Raw genomic sequence first — 16,580 nt, forward strand, 5'->3', positions numbered from 1 at the left:
GGAAAATATTATATTTTTTAAACTATTATATATAACTGATAGCTAATGATGAAATTAGAAACATATTATAATGTATATCCTTGGCATGCTAATCATTTTGGTAGTTTACACGGCGGAATTTATATGAACTGGTTAATAGATACAGCGGGCATGTTAATGTCTGGTATAAGTAGAGGCAACTATTTGCTTGCATCAGTAGATTATATTTATCTTTTTAGACCGGGAAAAGTAGGTGACGTAATTAGAATTGTAGCAGAACCTTTAGCTAGTTGGGAAAGCTCTGTAGAAATAAAAGTAAAGGCTTGTATAAAGAGGGATAATAAAGAAGAATTAGGAGCTTTAGGCTTAACTACATATGTAGCTGTAGATGAGAATAATAGACCTAGACCACTACCCATAAAAATTGGAACTAACGAAGAAGCAAATAAAAGGAAAGAAAAAAGATTAGAAAGAAAGAAAAAAGATGCTGAAGATAATGAAGACCTTTTACCTGGAATGAGCTTTGGAAGAAGTTATATAAGAACTATATATCCAGAACATGGTTTTATGAATGGAATATTATACGCTGGAAAGATGTATACAATGTTAGATGAGGCATTAGCTATAGTAGCTAAATTATACTCTAAAGGTAATGTGTTTACTGCAAGTGCAGGCTATGCTAATTTTCTCACCCCGGTTAGAATTGGAGACATATTAGAAATTCAGGGGGCAATAGAATATACGGGTAATACTTCTTTGGATGTTGGAGCAAAAGTATTTGCTATTAATCATTACACTGGTGAAAAAAGATTAGTCACCAGAACAGTATTCTCTTTTGTTGCAATAGATGAAAATGGCAAACCAAAGCCAATAAACAAGATTACGCCAGTTACAGAAAAAGAAAAGAGAATATTTGATGAAAGATTAAAGGAAAGAGAGGAAAGAATAAAACTATCTAAAAACATTCAAGAAAGTGAGAGTTGTAGCTAAATAATTTTTTTAGATAAAAGAAATGTAGATAAACTACTTGAAATTTCATGAGCTATTTTTAGTGGTAAAGGTATTCTATCAAATACTTGATATTCTTCAATAATATTTTTTGCAATTTTTAGATCTAAATTTGTATATATGTAAACATCACCCCTTAAAGTAGATACTCTTGTTAAGTTAGAAATCACGTTTATAATAATATCTCTCCTTTTATCATTGAAATGTCTATCTAACGCTCTAGTAATTTTAAATATATTTGGTTTAGACGAATAAAATATAATATATTTACTTTTTAATTCACTAGGATTTACAAAATTAAATCCACCAAAGGTTAATCCATCTAATATACATACATCACCAGTTTGTAAGGAATTCAAAACAGAAGTGCCATCATCACCATCTACAATTATAAAATCAAAATCTATGTCAATTATATCATAATCCTTAAAAACTACTGATAGCATTACCGTACGGCCGTTTCTGCCCTTATATTTTAAAGGAAAGTATCCATCATCTATCCCAGAGACTAGCAATTTTACTATCTTTTTCAGAAATTGCCTTAATAACTGTTTCCTCATTAACTGCTAGGTTGACTTCCTTAGTTTTTCCATATCTTCCTCTATTCACAACCCTTGCAGTAATAATTCCTAACATATCTAATTCATTAATAATATCACTAACTCGCCTTTGAGTAACACTTTCAACACCAATCTTCTTAGCTAACTTAGTGTATACGTCATAAACTTCTCCAGTAGTAAGGGTTCTCCTTTTTTCATTGACACCGATCACAATAGCTAAAAGAACTAACTTAGAATGAAAAGGGAGAGTTGAAACAACCTCATATACTCTATCTCTTTCTATTTCAACCCTAGCTTTGTTTACATGCTCTATAGTTAATTTTTCAGCACCTTCTCTCTCTGCTACTTCACCCGCAACTCTTAAAAGATCTAAAGCCCTTCTTGCATCTCCATGATCTCTTGCAGCAATAGCTGCACATAATTTAATTACATCATCAGAAACGACAGAATCATAAAATGCTAAAGTAGCCCTCCTTTTTAGAATGTCCTCTAATTCTTCAGCATTATAGGGAGGAAATATTATTTCCTCTTCACTTAAACTACTTTTAACCCTAGGATCAAGAAACTCAACAAATTTAATATCATTAGTTATACCTATGATAGAAACCTTACTTTTACCCATTTCGTAATTAGCCCTAGTTAATCTATATAAAATATCATCACCATGCTTTTTGACTAAGGCATCTATCTCATCTAAAACTATAACTAAAATTGGCTTTAATTCTAATACTTTTTTGATAAATCGCCTATATAATTCTGCAGTAGAAATCCCTGTAAAAGGGACCTTTGAACCTAAATTTTCAAGAAGATCAGCTAAGATTCTATATGGGGTATCTGTTTGCCTAGTATTAATATATACATAAATAAAAGAATTGGATATTTTCTCATGAAGCTTCTTGACCACAAATTTTGTTACAGCAGTTTTCCCAGTACCCGTTAAACCATAGATGAAAATATTATTTGGTTTTTCTCCTCGCATTAATGGAGAAAGTATTTCAACTAATCTTTTAATTTGCTCTTCTCTATGAGGTAACTCTTCTGGAACATAATCTGGTAATAATAACTCTCTGTTTCTAAAGATTCTAGAACGACTTAAGGATGATAATATCTCATCAATAATCTTACTCATCAAACTCTAATTTTAAGGCTATATGACATAAAAAGCCTAAGTCATTTTACCCCCCAGTAAAATACCCCTCTGTTTCCACTGGAGATTTATAAGATATTACAACAAGCTTAATGGATACCAATACCCCTCTGTTTCCACTGAAATAAGAGAAAAAGCAAGTATAAGATATTTTAAAGCGTTTTGTATAATTCACTACATCCTGAATAAGAAAAAGATAAAGTTATATTGTTTCCAGTGGAAACAGAGGGGTTCCCATCTGTTTAAGATGAGAAAGATTAATTAGCTATTATATAATAGTAAGTTATGGGCCGGTAGCTCAGCCTGGAAGAGTGCTCGGTTGGCATCCGAGAGGTCCCGGGTTCAAATCCCGGCCGGTCCACTGCAGGGGTACCCCCGCACCCCAATTTCAAGGTACTTTTCGATTATCTTATCCAAAGGACCTATGTAAGTTTCCTTTACGTTACCATTAGAATCCTTCTCTATCTTATACACGTAATAGTTATTCCCTCTCTGACGTATCTTATATTGCCCGGTTGAGAAAACTCTATAACCCATATTTAAATTATGTCCCTTTTATGTACTATAATCTTTAAAGCACGGGGCTATTGCCCTCGTTATCTGTTAGATTGAAAGAAGAGATAAAAAATTCTATATTAGTAATATTAACCGTTTAGTGTTATTATCATAATTATTTTTATTTTTATGAAATTTTAGTATTTTTTACGCAACAAGTTTTGATTCCTCTCAACTATTGTACTATAAAACTGCTTAGTTATCTTAAAATCAATTGTTAATTATTAAATTTTATAGTATATGGGAAACAGTAACATAGTTTTGAACTATATGAATATAAGGTAATATAGAGAATAGATATATTGTGCTATCATCAATAATTAAAGCTAAATCTGCTGTTATCGAAGGTAGAATAGTAAAATTGCAGTTGGCTGATTCTTATTTTTATATTTATATTTTTATGGGGAAATATAGAGATTATATTCTTAATGAAATATTATGTTCATGTAAAAATTTCTTATTTAATAATATTTTTAAGAATAATAATAAATGCTATCACCTATATGCATTAGAGTATGCTCTCGAGATGGATAAAATTTTAACACTAGAAGTTACTGAAGATCTCATGAGAGATATTATTATGGAGATTTATACCATGGATAAGTCATTTATACTACGGAAAATACTATTTAGCCGAGGTTTAATACATTGATTCCTACGTTAGGTATTCTTTATTTGACTGTTGTGGGAGTTATAGTATCTGGTTTAATATATATCTCTTTTGCGGAAGTTTTTAAGAGTGGAATAAGAATTAAGCTTCAGAGAAGTAAAATAAGCAAAGGTGGATCAGATGGGGGGAAGAAGAAAAAGAAGAAAGCAACTACTTCTAAGACCAAAACCTAAAATCCCTAATACCTTTGAATGTCCTAGATGTGGAAAAGTAGCGATAACGGTAGAAATTAAAAATGGGATCGCCAAAATAAAGTGTGGAAATTGTGGACTAGAAGACCAATTTGAAGTTCCTCCAATATTTGATGAAGCTAACGCATATGGGAAGTTTATTGATAGATATTTTGAAGGGAAGATAGAAATAAAAGAGAGTAATATTGAGGAGAAGGAAGAAAATGAAACTGAGAGGGAAAGTGAGGAAGATAATTCAGGAGAAACTGAATGAAGGAAAAGTTTTGCATTTTTCTTTATTCGATCCTGATAAAGTAAATCTAGAATCAATTTATTCAATAGCATTAAAGCTGGTAGAATCTGGTACAAGTGGTTTTTTAATAGGTGGAACTTTAGGAGTATCTAAAGAAAAACTTGACAGCATAATAGAGATTCTTGAAGATTTTGAGGTACCTAAGATAATTTTTCCTAGTAATGTCAATTTAATAACTGAAAAAGCCGATGCAATACTTTTTATGTCTCTCCTAAATTCAGATGATATTTATTATATAACTGGGGCTCAATTAATTGCAGCACCCATAATTAAGAAGCTTAAGTTAGAATCATTACCTACAGGGTATATAATTGTTGGGCATGGAGGAACAGCTGCTCATGTTGGTAAGGCTAGAGTAATACCTTATGATAATGTTGAATTAATAGTCGCATATTCTATAATGGCTGAACTTTTTGGAATGGATTTCGTTTATTTAGAAGCAGGCTCAGGTGCACCAGAGCCCATAAAACCTTCAGTTATCTCTATTACTAAGAAATACTTAGAAAATTCTAAAATTATAGTAGGAGGTGGAATTAGAAGTGAAGAGATAGCAAAAGAATTAGCTCTTGCTGGAGCAGATATTATAGTAACTGGGAATATTATTGAGCAGAATTTGGAAAAAGCATTAAAAATAGTAAAGGAGATTAGTAATATTAGGAGATAATTATGCCATCAAGTAAAAAGAAGAAAGAAACAGTACCTTTAGCGTCTATGGCTGGATTAATTAGATATTATGAGGAGGAAAACGAAAAAATTAAGATTTCTCCGAAACTTTTGATAATTATAAGTATAATTATGGTAGCTGGAGTAATAGTAGCATCTATATTAATCCCACCCCCATAAAAAATAGGGGGGAGCCCTAGATTGGGCTACGGGTTACTGAGGAAACACCGGCCTCCAGGTCCCAAGGAGACCCCATTAAGGGGTAGGGGTAGCACCCCTAGCAACTACACAGAAACGAGACTGGCATGATAGCAGATGAAGATGATTTGATGGTAACCCAAGTAATTGGGTTACCTAAATGAGAGCTATCATGCCAGTTGAAACGGTAGTCTCTCCTGGAGCAAGTGGGGAAAAGATGAGAAGGGACCCGATTTTCCCCGAGACGCTAAGTCAAATCCCAAAAATACAGAAGCCGGGTTATGCTAGGGCTCCCCTATTATCTTTTCTATTACTTCTCTCTCTATTTCTAATATTTCATTTTCTGATTTATTTCTATAAGATTCTAATAATTCTTTATTAAGTTCTAAAAAAGTATGTCCCCATTTAATAATATTTGCAATTTTTATGGCTTCTTCTACCTCATTTAATATATACAATGAAGCTATCACTGCTTCTATTGATGATAACTTATATGCAATCCCATAATTTGTTGGATTGCCTGCGAAAAGAATAGGTAATCTTCTATGTTCTCCTTTTATTTTCTCAAATTCAATTTTAGAAGTAGAATTCCATGAAGTGTCAACAATAGTTATACCAGTTTTTAATGCAATATCTTTATCGAAAATAGATAGAATTCTTTTAGAATATGGATCGAGAATTATACCTTTTCCATATCTTGTTAATTCTGCAAAATTCAATTTAATTAATTTTTTTCCTGTACATTTCTTAGGATCATCTCTATGATAATCTATAATATATACTTTCATTAATTGTCATAAAGTTCTTATAACTTTATAATTAATAAACCTTCTGTAGATTAAAAATGGCCTCTGCAATAGTCCTCATAAATACAGATGCTGGTGGAGAAGACGAGGTATTTGAAAGATTAAAAAGTATGAGTGAAGTCACAGAAGTTCATGTAGTATATGGAGTTTACGATATAGTAGTGAAAGTTGAGGCAGATTCTATGGATAAATTAAAAGATTTTGTGACAAATACAATAAGAAAATTGCCTAAGGTGAGATCAACATTAACAATGATAATAGTAGAGGGAAAGAGTCTGGTCAAAAAATAATTATTGGTATTGACGATCACGATTCTCCAGTAGCTGGATGTACTACTCATTTTTCAACATTGCTAATTAAAGAATTAATTAAGGAAAAGATAAAACTTTTAGATTTTCCTTATCTCGTTAGATTAAATCCTAATATTCCGTGGAAAACTAGAGGTAATGCCAGCATAAAAATAATTATTTATAGTGAAAGAGACATAGATGAAATAGCTGATATTGTATGGAATAAATCAATAGAATATACAGAAAAAATTAGTAAATCGGCAAAATATAATAGAAAGCCTGGCTTAGCGATATCAAATAAGGATATCTTTGATAGATGGTTTTACGAGAAAGCTGTAAAAGATGTTATCCCATTAAATTTGGCTATAGAATATGCAAAAAAACAAGACGTGATAATAAAGGGAGATCGAGGTATTATAGGAAGCATTGCTGCGATTTCATATAAACCTAAAGCGTTTACTTATGAACTTATAACTTATAGACCAGAAAATGAGTGGAATAAGAATAAAAGAGAGATTAATATTAATAGTGTTATAGAATTTGAGAATAAATATTTTCCCTATATTTTTGAAAATATTGATTATATAAAGAAATATCTGTTAATTTCTCCTCATGGTAATGATCCTATTCTATATGGAATTAGAGGAATTGACGTTAATATTTTATTAAAAGGACTAAATGAAATCATAACTAATGATAAAATAAATATGGCTATGATATTTAAGACTAATCAAGCTACTGATGAGCATATAAACTCGTTTTCCAATTATTTTTATCAGACTACAGAAATTGAAGGAGAGGTCTCTAAAATAGAGATTATCAGAGGCGGTGATGTAATTATTAACGTTAATGGTAGTACAATAATAGTATATAAAGAAACTGGGGAGTTAAATAATGCTTCTAAGTTGTTAAAGGCAGGAGATACTGTAAGAGTTATTGGAGCAGTTAAACCCTCAATTAAATATGGAAAGATAATAGAAGCCGAAAAAATAGAGGTTATTAAATTAAATAACAAAATTTTTAAAAACCCAAAATGTCCTAAATGCAACGGATCTACTGAATCTTTAGGAAAAGGCAAAGGATTTAGATGCAAAAAATGCGGTTTTAGGTTCATTGGAGAAAAAGAATTAAAAGAAATTCCTAGGGAATTAACTTTAGGAATTTATCAATCTAGATATTATAGACATTTAAGTAGACCAATTTATCTTAATTTAGCTGAAGAAGAATATTTGGATACAACTACAATAAATAATATTATAAATTATTTGGTCAACTTCGAAAAGTAATATATATTCCTTACCTTTTAAGCGGATGTTAGGAATAGCATATTTATTACTTGTTATTCTAATCTATTTTATGGACCCGTAGCTCAGCCAGGATAGAGCGCCGGCCTTCGGAGCCGGTGGTCCCGGGTTCAAATCCCGGCGGGTCCGTGCTTTCATAATGAATTGAAAGATATTTTCATTCTCTTTATAAGTACATTAATGCAAGGTATCTAGGTAAAAATGCAAAATCCTTATTAAGCGGAATGCTAAACATATATTGATGGTCAGTTTCGATATTTCGAGGCTAAACTATGATCAAAGGCTCCGCGTGCTTAAGAAGGCAGTAGAAAAGCACGGTAAGGCATATATTGCGAGAGTGTGCAATGTCAACTTAGCCACTATTTATCGTTATCTGAATGGTCAGATTTCAACAATACCAGATGAGGTAGTTGAGAAGATATTGCAAACATTAACAATTGAGGAGATTAGTGATGCGATCTATGGTCTAAGGACTATTGAAGTTGATCCCACGATTGCTTTAAGTGTAGTAGTTAAGGCAATGAAGGATGAGGGCTTTCGAAACTTCTTCCTATCCTTACTTTATAAATACTTAGGAGATTATTTGAAGCAAACATCTCAGTCCTATGTCGTTACAGAAGAAGATGTTAAACTGTTTGAGAAGATTGTTAGGGAGACTAGAACTAAGAAGACTGCAGATGATCTAATTAGGTATTTAGCACGTGCTTTAGCAGAATTAAATAATGAACTGACTCCTGACAAGTTAAAGGAATATATATATGAATTAACGGAAGAAAATAGGGGTAGAGCCAGACACACTGCAAGAGCATTAAAACTCTTCATTAAAGAAGTAGTAAAGTTAAGAGATAGCCACTTAGCACGAGAGTTATATGAATCATTTAAGATACCTAAAGCTAAGACTAATTATAAGCCTATCAGCCTGAGCTTAGACACATTAAAACAAATATTTAATAATATAGAGGATTTGGGCGCTAAGGCATTCTTCCTACTTTTGGCTGAAACCGGGCTTCGTGTTGGTGAAGTGTTAAATCTAAGAGTTGACCAGATAGATTTAGAGCATAGGATTATTCACATTAGTAAGGTTAGTGAGACTAAAAGAGCTTACATTAGTTTCCTTCACGAAAGCACGGCGAAATGGCTAAAGGAGGTGTATTTGCCATACCGTGAAGAGTTCATTAAACGTTATGAGAGTAGTATACGCAAACTGGCTGAGGCAAACCCTGAGCAGAATATAGATATCGAGGCGTGGAAGACCAAACTATTCCCATTCAGAGAGGACATGTTAAGAGCTGAGATTAAAATTGCAATGAGGAAAGTTTTGGGAAAAGAGTTCAGGCTTTACGATTTACGAAGCCTCTTCGCATCTTACATAATAAAGCAAGGAGTTAGCCCTATGATAGTTAATTTATTGCAGGGTAGAGCACCACCACAGCAATTTCAAATACTACAGAACCACTACTTCGTGGTTTCCGATATTGAGCTTCAACAATATTACGAAAAGCACGCGCCACGATTGCTTCCATAATTCCGTATCCATGCAGTACTTTGCGAACTGCGGGAAGCTAAGCAGAGGTTAGCAAACCTGAGCAAATTTTAGCAGAATTAAGCAATAAGCAAGTGCTTATGGAATAGGAGATATAGGACCCCGTGCTTAAATTCTCTGCTCTGCTGCACTCGCATTGCGAAATTCTGCGAATGCAATCCCATTATACAATTGACGACCTTAGAAGTGTGTATGAAAAACATGCACCACGACTACTTTAAAATTATAAATTTTGTAAAAGGCATTTTTGTAAAAAGCATTTTTTATAACAATAAGTTCCCCTAATTAATAATTTTTTAACTTTCCCATCAATGGGATCTCTCCTATATGCATATTGTGAGCTACTCCGCCCTAAAGGGCGAGATTTTCCGCCCCCTTTGAATCCCCTTTTCTATGAGCTTAACTGCTACTAAATCTGCTAACTCACTTTCAAAACCTTTATTTTTTAACAAATCACGTAGACGCGAATGCAATTTATCAACCATAATATGCAAAAACCCTTGAATCATAACTTCTCTGAACTTCTCATCGTTTCCTTCGCTGAGAAGAAATGCTATAAGCATTAAATCTTCCACATTATGCCCCCACTTCTTCCTATGATTCCTACCGCGATATAGATCGATTAGCTCATCAACGCGCTCATCATATTTAGCCAACAGCTTTTTAGCTATCCTCTTATGGTATTGTCTACCCGGCATATTTTAATCTTAGATTCTAAGCTTAAAAAACGAAGGCTACAAGAGTATTACTCTCCCCGGCTAATAAAACCTATATAGGATTCCGTTAGACATCATAGACTTCATTCAGGGTGTAAGCCCACCGTTTGTCCCTACACTTTCATTTCACTCATTTTATGTTCAATGAGAGAGTGTAGGGACTTAGCCCTCAACCACTGTGGGTCATGGGACTCCTTTGAGCCCAACGGCACGGGACTCACATCTCTGTAATCCCTCTCACCCTTTTGGGCATAGCCCACATCGGTGTGAGAGATCATCTTTATCAGAAAAATTTTAACATTATCAAATATAAAAAGATTTTTATTAACGTGAAAAAGGGTTCAGCCCAAACCCTGTATCATTCTTTCGAATTCATGTAGAGCATCTAGAAGTATTGGCATTGCTCTTTTCCCCAACACGCGAATTAGCTTCTCGCACCTCTCATCGCTTATTATACCCTTTTCCTTAGCCTGATACGCCGTTTTCTTACTATAGCCTGCAATGATTAAATCTTCTATTGAAGCTATATCTAACAACTTTCGTTTGTAACTCACTGGCAAGAATTCGCAGACCATTCCTATCCCCATATGAACATCGAAGCACTAGTATTTAAGCCTTCCTATCCCCATATGGAACGATTTTTGCAGTTAAAGTGTTCAAAAAATTCAATGTTGAGGGATTAATCTCGTAAAAGTGTTTTTAGTCCCTCGTTTTAACGGTTCTATTAGGGGTTTGGCTAGGACTATGAAAGGAATATGACAAAGATTCCTCAGTTCTGCAAAAAACTGAATTCTTTTTCAACTGCAGCTGAGAAAAATTCAATTTAGCACGGGTGTGTTTGGAGTTGAGGAAAGCCGATAGATAAATTCAGTTAATCTTTGTAAGATTATTTGAAAATCACGATTACTATAGTAATATTATCACGAGGCTGACTACTTATGTCCAATGTGTCCAACTAAAAATATATTATTTTTTTAAATTTTCTGACACTTTTACAGCCGTGGGGAGAAAAAAAAGTTGGACACAATGGACATAAATTGGTCATGACAGTTTAAAAATTCAATTAAAAAATTCAATCAAACCGCACGTGCTCTTCATCAATCCAGTGACATAACCCTTTCTTTTCACACCAGTCTAACAATTCGTATGCCCTAAGCCCTAACTCGTCTTGTAAATCCTTCCTACTTCTGATCTTACCCTGGTACTCTTTGTATAATTCTAATAATGAATTACTGGAATCCCCACCGCTTTTTTCACCTGGGCTAACCCCCGTGTTGTCTTCAATCTTCTTCAGTCTAATTCCTACGTAACACCAAACCCTTTCTCTGTCAATCTTCTTCCTATCTTTAGTTATCCTAAACCTGGTCTCAAGTCTTTTAGTAAATATAGCCTGGTTTTCCGGTCTTTTGTCATTCTCCTCACACCATTCCGCATAAGCCTGGTAAAGCTCTTTCACGGGCGTGAATAGGTCACCATTCTTAGGGTCATACTCAGCCCTACCGCTCTCTAATAAATCCTTAATAAAGGCATAAACAGTGTCTGTCGTCCTCTCCCACTTCTCCTTAATGTCTGCACTACTATCCTCAAAGTCAAACTTCTTCTGCTGAAGCACACGTGCAAATGCTAAAATGCTAACTGTTATTGTTCCTTCTATCTCATCTTTTGTAAATGTCCTATCAAAGAATTTAGGATCATCATCAAACTGGTGCGGGAATTCTATCACTATCCACCTTCTCCAAAAACCATAAGTTTGGTCTTTTACCACGGGCAATTCGTTTGTAAGGTTGATTAGTTTAGCATAATTGATGAAATATATGGGGTCTTTGAACTTCTTTTGCCCTTCAATATAATCATTCCCCGTGAGTTTTTTGAATAGATCAGTGTTTGTTACTTTGAAGGCAAATAACTCACTACTAATATTTGCCAATTTATGGTACAGTTCAATTGATGCAAACTTATCCCCTTCCATGATCCTCTTTAACGATACTGCTGAAGTATTTTGTTTTCCTAAAATCTTCAACAAAAGATTGGTAAATGTGGTTTTTCCATTACTACCGTTACCCACTAACAATATTGCCTTATTAAAATCATACCGTGGATAGAGTGTATAACCAATAATCTCAAACAATAGGATCCATTTATCATCAACCCATTGCTTAAACGCCTCTAAGCTTTTAGGACAAACACGGCGTGCTAACTCTTCAATACCCTGGACTGTTATCTCCTTACCCTGGAATTTCTCGATTTCATCAATTTTCACATTCCATGGTATGTAATGGAATGCGAAAACTTTAGGACTCCTCTCTTTTGCATCATACCAAATTATTCCTTTCTCAGTCCACTCCAGGGTACCATTCTTGAATGCTATCCTCATGGGCTCTTTTACCAAAGGCTTAAGGGTTCTCCTCATAATCTCATCTTTAATATTCCTAACCACGCGTGACTTGTCAGCACCAATTGGGAAATCCTTATACTCCTCAAGTTTCTCGTTAATGTCTTCCTCTATACTGATATCATACGGCTCAAAAATTCCCTTCTTTTTATCGAATACAAATAAACCTACTAACCACTCCTTAATCTGATCACTTTGTTTAAAGGTTACTATTTTACGCTCACGCGTGATTTCTTCAGCAATAGCTTCAATAACTATTTTTTTAGCCCTGGACTTGTCTTCTTTAGATACCTTCTTAGCCTCTAGGTACTTTGATACTATACTCCACGCATTTTTGAGAGTTAATAGGAAATATTTGCGTGAATCCCATTTCTCATTATTCTTAGCCTTAGAGTCTTCTGGCAAAACCTTGAGTATTAGACCTGGGTCCCTAAGCCCGTGATATAGCAGTGTTTTAATTATTCTAAAGTCTCCACGACTCCTATCAATTCCTACATCAGCATAAGTTTTTCCATCGCAGATTACCTTATACTCAACACTCTCATGTTTCAACTGCTTACATATTTCATTCTTAGCCTCTTCAACACTCCTAAACTTATTCTTCTTCTTGAGTTCACCAATAAGTTCATCTTCAATCTCCTTATCCTCTTCTTCCTTCTTTCCTTCAACCCACCCCCGTGATGAACTGTTAAGCTCTATCCCTAGTTTCTTACCCTGGTCAGCTAGAAATTTCAACAACCCTTTGAGGTCTACTTTTGATATTTCATTATTATTTAATGGAACATAGCACGTGGTATAATCTTGTCCTTTCCACGGGCATTTCTCGCTTGTGCAATGTTTATGGTTAATGCACGATTCCGGGCCTACTACATAGGAGTTGAATGATTGTAGGTCTGCAATGCCTTTGTTATCCTTAGTGAACACGGGGTTGAATTTATGCTCTGGGATCTCATCAGCGGTAACGAAAACATGAAGCCCACCGTGAGGAGTATTTACACAGAGTGTTTTACTACACAAGTCATTAAGAGCGAGTTCGCCTATCCATATTTTCAGCAGTTCTTTGTCCTCAAAGTCCAGGATTACTAACCCTTTTTGCCCACCTGGTACTGCGTAGTTATAACCCTTCTCAATCATCTCTAAGTACTGCTTCTTCTCTTCCTCAGTTAACGGGATCGTGCTATATTTTTGCCACTCCTTAATCACGGATTTTTTGCTCTCTGGGTCTATTGGGAAAATAGCAAAACCGTGATCAATAAACCATTTAGCAAACTGCAGTTTATCCATGCCTCATCGCCCTAAAGAGCGTATAGGGATCATTTCCACGATAGACTCCTTCTCTAATCTCAGCGTAAATTCGATCTTCGAGTGTTGGTGGGCATTCGGCATAATACCCCATCTTTCCACACATGGAACTATCGCTAAAGCAGTGCCTTCCGAATGGGCATGAAGATTTTTTATAAAGTTTAACAGAGATTAATTTAGCCACCGTGCCACGCCCCCTTTTCCTTATTTTTTAACTTAATTGCACAATCAATGTGATTTTCTTTACTTGACTCCAGTCTAGAAGATTTTTCGGTAAACCTATAGCTAAAGTACCATTTTTATTTACGCTGTAAAATGTCTTGAAACCGATAGGGATAATCGAATCCCCAACCTTTGCGTACACGTAGTATTTTCTGCCTTTTTCTATGACTTCTGAAAATATTTTGGGAATAAATCCATACACGTGGTCTTTCGTGACTTCCACTGTTACTGAAGGGATAACTAGCTGTTTCAATTCGATTGACATGCTATCACCAGGCTCATCTATGCAATTTCGCTATATATATAAATTCATGAAGAAAGCGAAAGGGGATTTAATCTAAACGAAATGAGATAAACTGAAGAAAATGTGGTAAACTTATATATTGCGTTTCGCTAAATAACTATTATGAGTGAGAAAGCGAAAGATTTGGTAAGGGAAATTCTCATTGAGAAACGTGAAGTTGGTAAAGATGAGCTAATGAGAGAGCTGAATGTCTCGGCACGGCGTGTTGAGCAATTAATTAGGGAGTTGAATGAGGAGTTAATTAAAGATGGTTTGAGAATAATAGGTGAGGGTAAAAATCCCAGAATATATAGATTAGTGAAAATCGAATATGATGACTTTACGCTAACTCCTGATATTGCTTCAGCACTGCTTAGATTCAATAATCTAACTACCGCGTGCAGACTTGTACAAAAGTTTAATAAGATACTTCCGCGTGCTTTAGATCTGTTAAAGGAATCGAGGTGGAGATTGCTGTATTTCACGGCTTTGGCACAAATTAAGAGTGGTAGTATGAAAGTTATCGGAGACCAACAGATTGAACTAACTGATGAAGATGTTAAATTTCTGAAGCAAAACATTACACGAGAGAATTATAATTTATTCAACACCTTTGTGTTTTCCAATGGCGAGGTGTTAAAACAGTTCTTCGTTAAGTTAAAGTGGTCTGACATTGAGCAAAACCCCGTGCTTTTGACAATAGTTCAGGTTGTACAAAATATGGGTTTGCACAGAGAAATCATTTGTAATGTGGATCCCGAATTCATCGTGTTTTGGGGTCGTGGAATGGAAGAACAACTAGTATCGGAATGTACACCTACAAAGCAAACAGAGATGTTAGTGAAATTAGATGAGGTAAGGGAAAGAATCTCTAAAGTATATAATGAAGTTAGAGATCTTTTAGTCCCACAAAAAACGGGTGAAGGTGTGTTATATTAGCAAGATGATTTGAAAAGCACGCAGAGGCAAAATGTATATTTGGCATTTTGTTTAACAATTATTTTTCGAAATGCTTTAGATGCAAAATAGCACGTGCAAAAACTAGCCTAAAATGCAAGGTTATGTGCTCTTCGGAGCCGGTGGTCCCGGGTTCAAATCCCGGCGGGCCCGTTGTGGGGGACACCCCCACACCCCCACTTTCTTTCAATTTTAGATAAGTCTCTACGACGTCAGCTAAAGGACCTATGTAACGCTCTTTTATCTCACCATTTATCGTTTCCAATTTATAGACATAATACTGACCTTTCCTTTCCCTCAAAATTATGTCACCATATTTATAACGCATCTTATCTTTCGCCATTTCGCCTCAAGTATTATGGTTACTAAAATCAGTTTATAAGTAGTTGACTAATGTCAAAATTGCCGTAAAAATGTGAGGAGTTGAACAATTTAATTAATTTTATAGTCTCGATTCCTAGGTAACTATAACGCTAATAAATGCATAACAGATTTTAATTTATTAAGTTTGTATGCTTTTAATGGTAAGTAGAGTTACAGATTGGCTTAGGCAAGCTGGAGAAATCTCAGATCTGCAGAAATTAACTATCAAAATGATCTTTATGAGAAATTTTGTTATGAGTTCTAACGGACCATAGAGAAGACTGTTAAAGTCTTGCTTAGCTATTTGATAAAGAATAGAGAAGGATACTCAAATTCAATTACTTTTATTTTACAGTCTCTTTCCTATTCAAATTCCTAGTGAGATGCTAGGTGTGTTCAAGAGCTTAATAACTACTATTACATTCCTTCTTCCTATTCTAATGCATATGATCAAAGGGCGTTGATTGATTATTATAATACAGATAACGCCGATAGATCCTAGATTATAATGAGAAGATTTTATCGGTAATAAATAAAATTAGCAGAGAATATATATGTAACATATTCTAATTAATTCAAAACTAGTTATATTATTTTGTTCCTATGCTAAGGGAGAGTATGCTAATGAACTCAACATAGATGTTCTGGTAGTTGTTGATGTATTTCCTAAGAGATCCTAGAGAAGGTTTTGTTATGACTTATAACTTACATTTGCCTCAAATAATGCTAGTAGCAATGAATACTCAAATTTTCTAAAGAAATTAAGTGAGATTTAATTTTATTCTATGAATTTTAGAAGATAGAAAATATTATATAGTGAAGAAGAATTTAGGAAGATAATGTTAGAAAAATAAGGAAGTTAGAAAGAAGTTCAAGAGAATAGGAAATTTATGGGAATGGTAATTTACAAATAATTAATTATAAATTATATATAAATTATATGCTTATTTTATTAAAATATCAAAATATATATACAACTCTATGTTAAATTTTTTTTACTATATTCTGTAATTCTAGTTAATATTTCATACTTAGCTAAAGTATATTAGAGTTAGTTGATTCATCTTTTAGAAAAATAACACGCACAAATTTCCATAAGCAAGTAATGGTCAAACTATAAAATGTATGTAAGAGCCCTT

22 protein-coding genes, 2 tRNA genes and 1 other RNA gene are annotated in these 16,580 nt (G+C 34.1%); 14 read left to right on the forward strand and 11 right to left on the reverse strand.

What is annotated here, in order from left to right; genetic code table 11:
- Positions 1–45: 45 nt before the first annotated feature.
- Entirely contained in the window at positions 46–969 is a 924-nt protein-coding gene (locus tag D1869_RS01030) for an acyl-CoA thioesterase (protein WP_156013559.1), read from the forward strand.
- On the opposite strand, the gene D1869_RS01035 is transcribed toward D1869_RS01030, so the two are convergent.
- Together D1869_RS01035 and D1869_RS01040 are read right to left on the reverse strand one after the other, a co-directional pair.
- Positions 966–1,502, reverse strand: a complete 537-nt coding sequence (locus D1869_RS01035; RefSeq protein WP_231113671.1) for an endonuclease dU — start codon at positions 1,500–1,502, stop codon at positions 966–968. The two genes, D1869_RS01030 and D1869_RS01035, sit on opposite strands and share 4 nt — an antisense overlap.
- Complete coding sequence (locus D1869_RS01040) at positions 1,480–2,676, reverse strand: ORC1-type DNA replication protein (protein WP_156013561.1); 1,197 nt, start codon at positions 2,674–2,676, stop codon at positions 1,480–1,482. The genes D1869_RS01035 and D1869_RS01040 overlap by 23 nt, the downstream gene beginning before the upstream one ends.
- 305 nt (positions 2,677–2,981) lie before the next feature.
- Between D1869_RS01040 and D1869_RS01045 the strand changes: the two genes are divergently transcribed.
- Positions 2,982–3,055 (forward strand) — tRNA-Ala (locus tag D1869_RS01045).
- On the opposite strand, the gene D1869_RS01050 is transcribed toward D1869_RS01045, so the two are convergent.
- Positions 3,037–3,231: a putative integrase gene (locus D1869_RS01050; RefSeq protein ID WP_156013562.1), complete on the reverse strand. Its 195-nt coding sequence runs from the start codon at positions 3,229–3,231 to the stop codon at positions 3,037–3,039. The genes D1869_RS01045 and D1869_RS01050 overlap by 19 nt on opposite strands.
- A 418-nt stretch (positions 3,232–3,649) precedes the next feature.
- Between D1869_RS01050 and D1869_RS15790 the strand changes: the two genes are divergently transcribed.
- The 6 genes from D1869_RS15790 to rnpB all read left to right on the forward strand — a co-directional run bounded on the left by D1869_RS15790 (position 3,650) and on the right by rnpB (position 5,558).
- Complete coding sequence (locus D1869_RS15790) at positions 3,650–3,901, forward strand: SWIM zinc finger family protein (RefSeq protein WP_375781471.1); 252 nt, start codon at positions 3,650–3,652, stop codon at positions 3,899–3,901.
- A complete protein-coding gene (locus D1869_RS01060; RefSeq protein ID WP_156013564.1) occupies positions 3,898–4,092 on the forward strand; it encodes a hypothetical protein in 195 nt (64 codons plus the stop codon). Before D1869_RS15790 ends, D1869_RS01060 begins: the two co-directional genes overlap by 4 nt.
- Positions 4,040–4,363 carry a transcription elongation factor gene (locus tag D1869_RS01065; protein ID WP_156013565.1) on the forward strand — a complete coding sequence of 108 codons (324 nt, stop codon included), beginning with the start codon at positions 4,040–4,042 and terminating at the stop codon, positions 4,361–4,363. The genes D1869_RS01060 and D1869_RS01065 overlap by 53 nt, the downstream gene beginning before the upstream one ends.
- Entirely contained in the window at positions 4,314–5,066 is a 753-nt protein-coding gene (locus D1869_RS01070; RefSeq protein ID WP_156013566.1) for a phosphoglycerol geranylgeranyltransferase, read from the forward strand. The genes D1869_RS01065 and D1869_RS01070 overlap by 50 nt, the downstream gene beginning before the upstream one ends.
- A gap of 2 nt (positions 5,067–5,068) precedes the next feature.
- The gene (locus D1869_RS01075) at positions 5,069–5,245 is read left to right on the forward strand and encodes a preprotein translocase subunit Sec61beta (protein WP_010978264.1); all 177 of its coding nucleotides are present in this window, start codon (positions 5,069–5,071) and stop codon (positions 5,243–5,245) included.
- Between the two features lie 9 nt (positions 5,246–5,254).
- Positions 5,255–5,558: RNase P RNA component (gene rnpB / locus D1869_RS01080), an RNA gene on the forward strand.
- Here rnpB and D1869_RS01085 read toward each other — a convergent pair.
- Positions 5,548–6,051 carry a DUF367 family protein gene (locus tag D1869_RS01085; protein ID WP_156013567.1) on the reverse strand — a complete coding sequence of 168 codons (504 nt, stop codon included), beginning with the start codon at positions 6,049–6,051 and terminating at the stop codon, positions 5,548–5,550. The two genes, rnpB and D1869_RS01085, sit on opposite strands and share 11 nt — an antisense overlap.
- Positions 6,052–6,107: 56 nt before the next feature.
- On the opposite strand from D1869_RS01085, the gene D1869_RS01090 reads away from it, so the two are divergent.
- The 4 genes from D1869_RS01090 (at position 6,108) to D1869_RS01105 (ending at position 9,188) form a co-directional block, all read left to right on the forward strand.
- A complete protein-coding gene (locus tag D1869_RS01090) occupies positions 6,108–6,359 on the forward strand; it encodes an Lrp/AsnC family transcriptional regulator (protein ID WP_010978266.1) in 252 nt (83 codons plus the stop codon).
- A gap of 59 nt (positions 6,360–6,418) precedes the next feature.
- Complete coding sequence (locus D1869_RS01095) at positions 6,419–7,645, forward strand: tRNA(Ile)(2)-agmatinylcytidine synthase (protein ID WP_221267051.1); 1,227 nt, start codon at positions 6,419–6,421, stop codon at positions 7,643–7,645.
- 72 nt (positions 7,646–7,717) lie between these two features.
- Positions 7,718–7,792, forward strand: a tRNA-Arg gene (locus tag D1869_RS01100).
- A 112-nt stretch (positions 7,793–7,904) separates the two neighbouring features.
- A complete protein-coding gene (locus D1869_RS01105) occupies positions 7,905–9,188 on the forward strand; it encodes a tyrosine-type recombinase/integrase (RefSeq protein ID WP_156013568.1) in 1,284 nt (427 codons plus the stop codon).
- A gap of 359 nt (positions 9,189–9,547) precedes the next feature.
- Here D1869_RS01105 and D1869_RS01110 read toward each other — a convergent pair whose 3' ends face one another.
- From D1869_RS01110 to D1869_RS01130, 6 genes are all read right to left on the reverse strand, one after another.
- Positions 9,548–9,904, reverse strand: a complete 357-nt coding sequence (locus D1869_RS01110) for a hypothetical protein (RefSeq protein WP_156013569.1) — start codon at positions 9,902–9,904, stop codon at positions 9,548–9,550.
- A gap of 131 nt (positions 9,905–10,035) precedes the next feature.
- Positions 10,036–10,200: a hypothetical protein gene (locus D1869_RS15090; RefSeq protein WP_184650960.1), complete on the reverse strand. Its 165-nt coding sequence runs from the start codon at positions 10,198–10,200 to the stop codon at positions 10,036–10,038.
- Between the two features lie 63 nt (positions 10,201–10,263).
- The gene (locus D1869_RS01115; protein ID WP_156013570.1) at positions 10,264–10,497 is read right to left on the reverse strand and encodes a hypothetical protein; all 234 of its coding nucleotides are present in this window, start codon (positions 10,495–10,497) and stop codon (positions 10,264–10,266) included.
- Positions 10,498–10,994: 497 nt separating this feature from the next.
- A complete protein-coding gene (locus tag D1869_RS01120; RefSeq protein ID WP_156013571.1) occupies positions 10,995–13,598 on the reverse strand; it encodes a phage/plasmid primase, P4 family in 2,604 nt (867 codons plus the stop codon).
- The gene (locus tag D1869_RS01125; RefSeq protein WP_156013572.1) at positions 13,591–13,800 is read right to left on the reverse strand and encodes a CopG family transcriptional regulator; all 210 of its coding nucleotides are present in this window, start codon (positions 13,798–13,800) and stop codon (positions 13,591–13,593) included. Before D1869_RS01125 ends, D1869_RS01120 begins: the two co-directional genes overlap by 8 nt.
- A 27-nt stretch (positions 13,801–13,827) precedes the next feature.
- The gene (locus tag D1869_RS01130; RefSeq protein ID WP_156013573.1) at positions 13,828–14,103 is read right to left on the reverse strand and encodes a hypothetical protein; all 276 of its coding nucleotides are present in this window, start codon (positions 14,101–14,103) and stop codon (positions 13,828–13,830) included.
- A 141-nt stretch (positions 14,104–14,244) separates the two neighbouring features.
- On the opposite strand from D1869_RS01130, the gene D1869_RS01135 reads away from it, so the two are divergent.
- Positions 14,245–15,060, forward strand: a complete 816-nt coding sequence (locus tag D1869_RS01135) for a hypothetical protein (protein ID WP_156013574.1) — start codon at positions 14,245–14,247, stop codon at positions 15,058–15,060.
- A gap of 58 nt (positions 15,061–15,118) precedes the next feature.
- Here the strand turns inward: D1869_RS01135 and D1869_RS01140 are convergent, their stop codons facing one another.
- Positions 15,119–15,421 (reverse strand): putative integrase, encoded by a 303-nt coding sequence (locus tag D1869_RS01140; protein ID WP_156013575.1) that lies wholly within the window; start codon positions 15,419–15,421, stop codon positions 15,119–15,121.
- 607 nt (positions 15,422–16,028) lie between these two features.
- Here D1869_RS01140 and D1869_RS15260 point away from each other — a divergent pair.
- Positions 16,029–16,121 (forward strand): hypothetical protein, encoded by a 93-nt coding sequence (locus tag D1869_RS15260; protein ID WP_231113782.1) that lies wholly within the window; start codon positions 16,029–16,031, stop codon positions 16,119–16,121.
- The last annotated feature ends 459 nt before the right edge of the window (positions 16,122–16,580 follow it).

Source organism: Sulfurisphaera ohwakuensis (assembly GCF_009729055.1).
Lineage (GTDB): Archaea > Thermoproteota > Thermoprotei_A > Sulfolobales > Sulfolobaceae > Sulfurisphaera > Sulfurisphaera ohwakuensis.

Excerpts from the sequence above, each read along its gene's own strand:
- D1869_RS01115 (WP_156013570.1), bottom strand. The coding sequence starts at position 10,497 with ATGGTCTGCGAATTCTTGCCAGTGAGTTACAAACGAAAGTTGTTAGAT.
- D1869_RS01050 (WP_156013562.1), bottom strand. The coding sequence starts at position 3,231 with ATGGGTTATAGAGTTTTCTCAACCGGGCAATATAAGATACGTCAGAGA.
- D1869_RS01070 (WP_156013566.1), top strand. The coding sequence starts at position 4,314 with ATGAAACTGAGAGGGAAAGTGAGGAAGATAATTCAGGAGAAACTGAAT.
- D1869_RS01135 (WP_156013574.1), top strand. The coding sequence starts at position 14,245 with ATGAGTGAGAAAGCGAAAGATTTGGTAAGGGAAATTCTCATTGAGAAA.
- D1869_RS01040 (WP_156013561.1), bottom strand. The coding sequence starts at position 2,676 with ATGAGTAAGATTATTGATGAGATATTATCATCCTTAAGTCGTTCTAGA.
- D1869_RS01085 (WP_156013567.1), bottom strand. The coding sequence starts at position 6,051 with ATGAAAGTATATATTATAGATTATCATAGAGATGATCCTAAGAAATGT.
- D1869_RS01140 (WP_156013575.1), bottom strand. The coding sequence starts at position 15,421 with ATGGCGAAAGATAAGATGCGTTATAAATATGGTGACATAATTTTGAGG.
- D1869_RS01075 (WP_010978264.1), top strand. The coding sequence starts at position 5,069 with ATGCCATCAAGTAAAAAGAAGAAAGAAACAGTACCTTTAGCGTCTATG.
- D1869_RS15790 (WP_375781471.1), top strand. The coding sequence starts at position 3,650 with ATGGGGAAATATAGAGATTATATTCTTAATGAAATATTATGTTCATGT.
- D1869_RS01120 (WP_156013571.1), bottom strand. The coding sequence starts at position 13,598 with ATGGATAAACTGCAGTTTGCTAAATGGTTTATTGATCACGGTTTTGCT.
- D1869_RS01065 (WP_156013565.1), top strand. The coding sequence starts at position 4,040 with ATGGGGGGAAGAAGAAAAAGAAGAAAGCAACTACTTCTAAGACCAAAA.
- D1869_RS01105 (WP_156013568.1), top strand. The coding sequence starts at position 7,905 with ATGGTCAGTTTCGATATTTCGAGGCTAAACTATGATCAAAGGCTCCGC.
- D1869_RS01130 (WP_156013573.1), bottom strand. The coding sequence starts at position 14,103 with ATGTCAATCGAATTGAAACAGCTAGTTATCCCTTCAGTAACAGTGGAA.
- D1869_RS01030 (WP_156013559.1), top strand. The coding sequence starts at position 46 with ATGATGAAATTAGAAACATATTATAATGTATATCCTTGGCATGCTAAT.
- D1869_RS15090 (WP_184650960.1), bottom strand. The coding sequence starts at position 10,200 with ATGATCTCTCACACCGATGTGGGCTATGCCCAAAAGGGTGAGAGGGAT.
- D1869_RS01090 (WP_010978266.1), top strand. The coding sequence starts at position 6,108 with ATGGCCTCTGCAATAGTCCTCATAAATACAGATGCTGGTGGAGAAGAC.
- D1869_RS01110 (WP_156013569.1), bottom strand. The coding sequence starts at position 9,904 with ATGCCGGGTAGACAATACCATAAGAGGATAGCTAAAAAGCTGTTGGCT.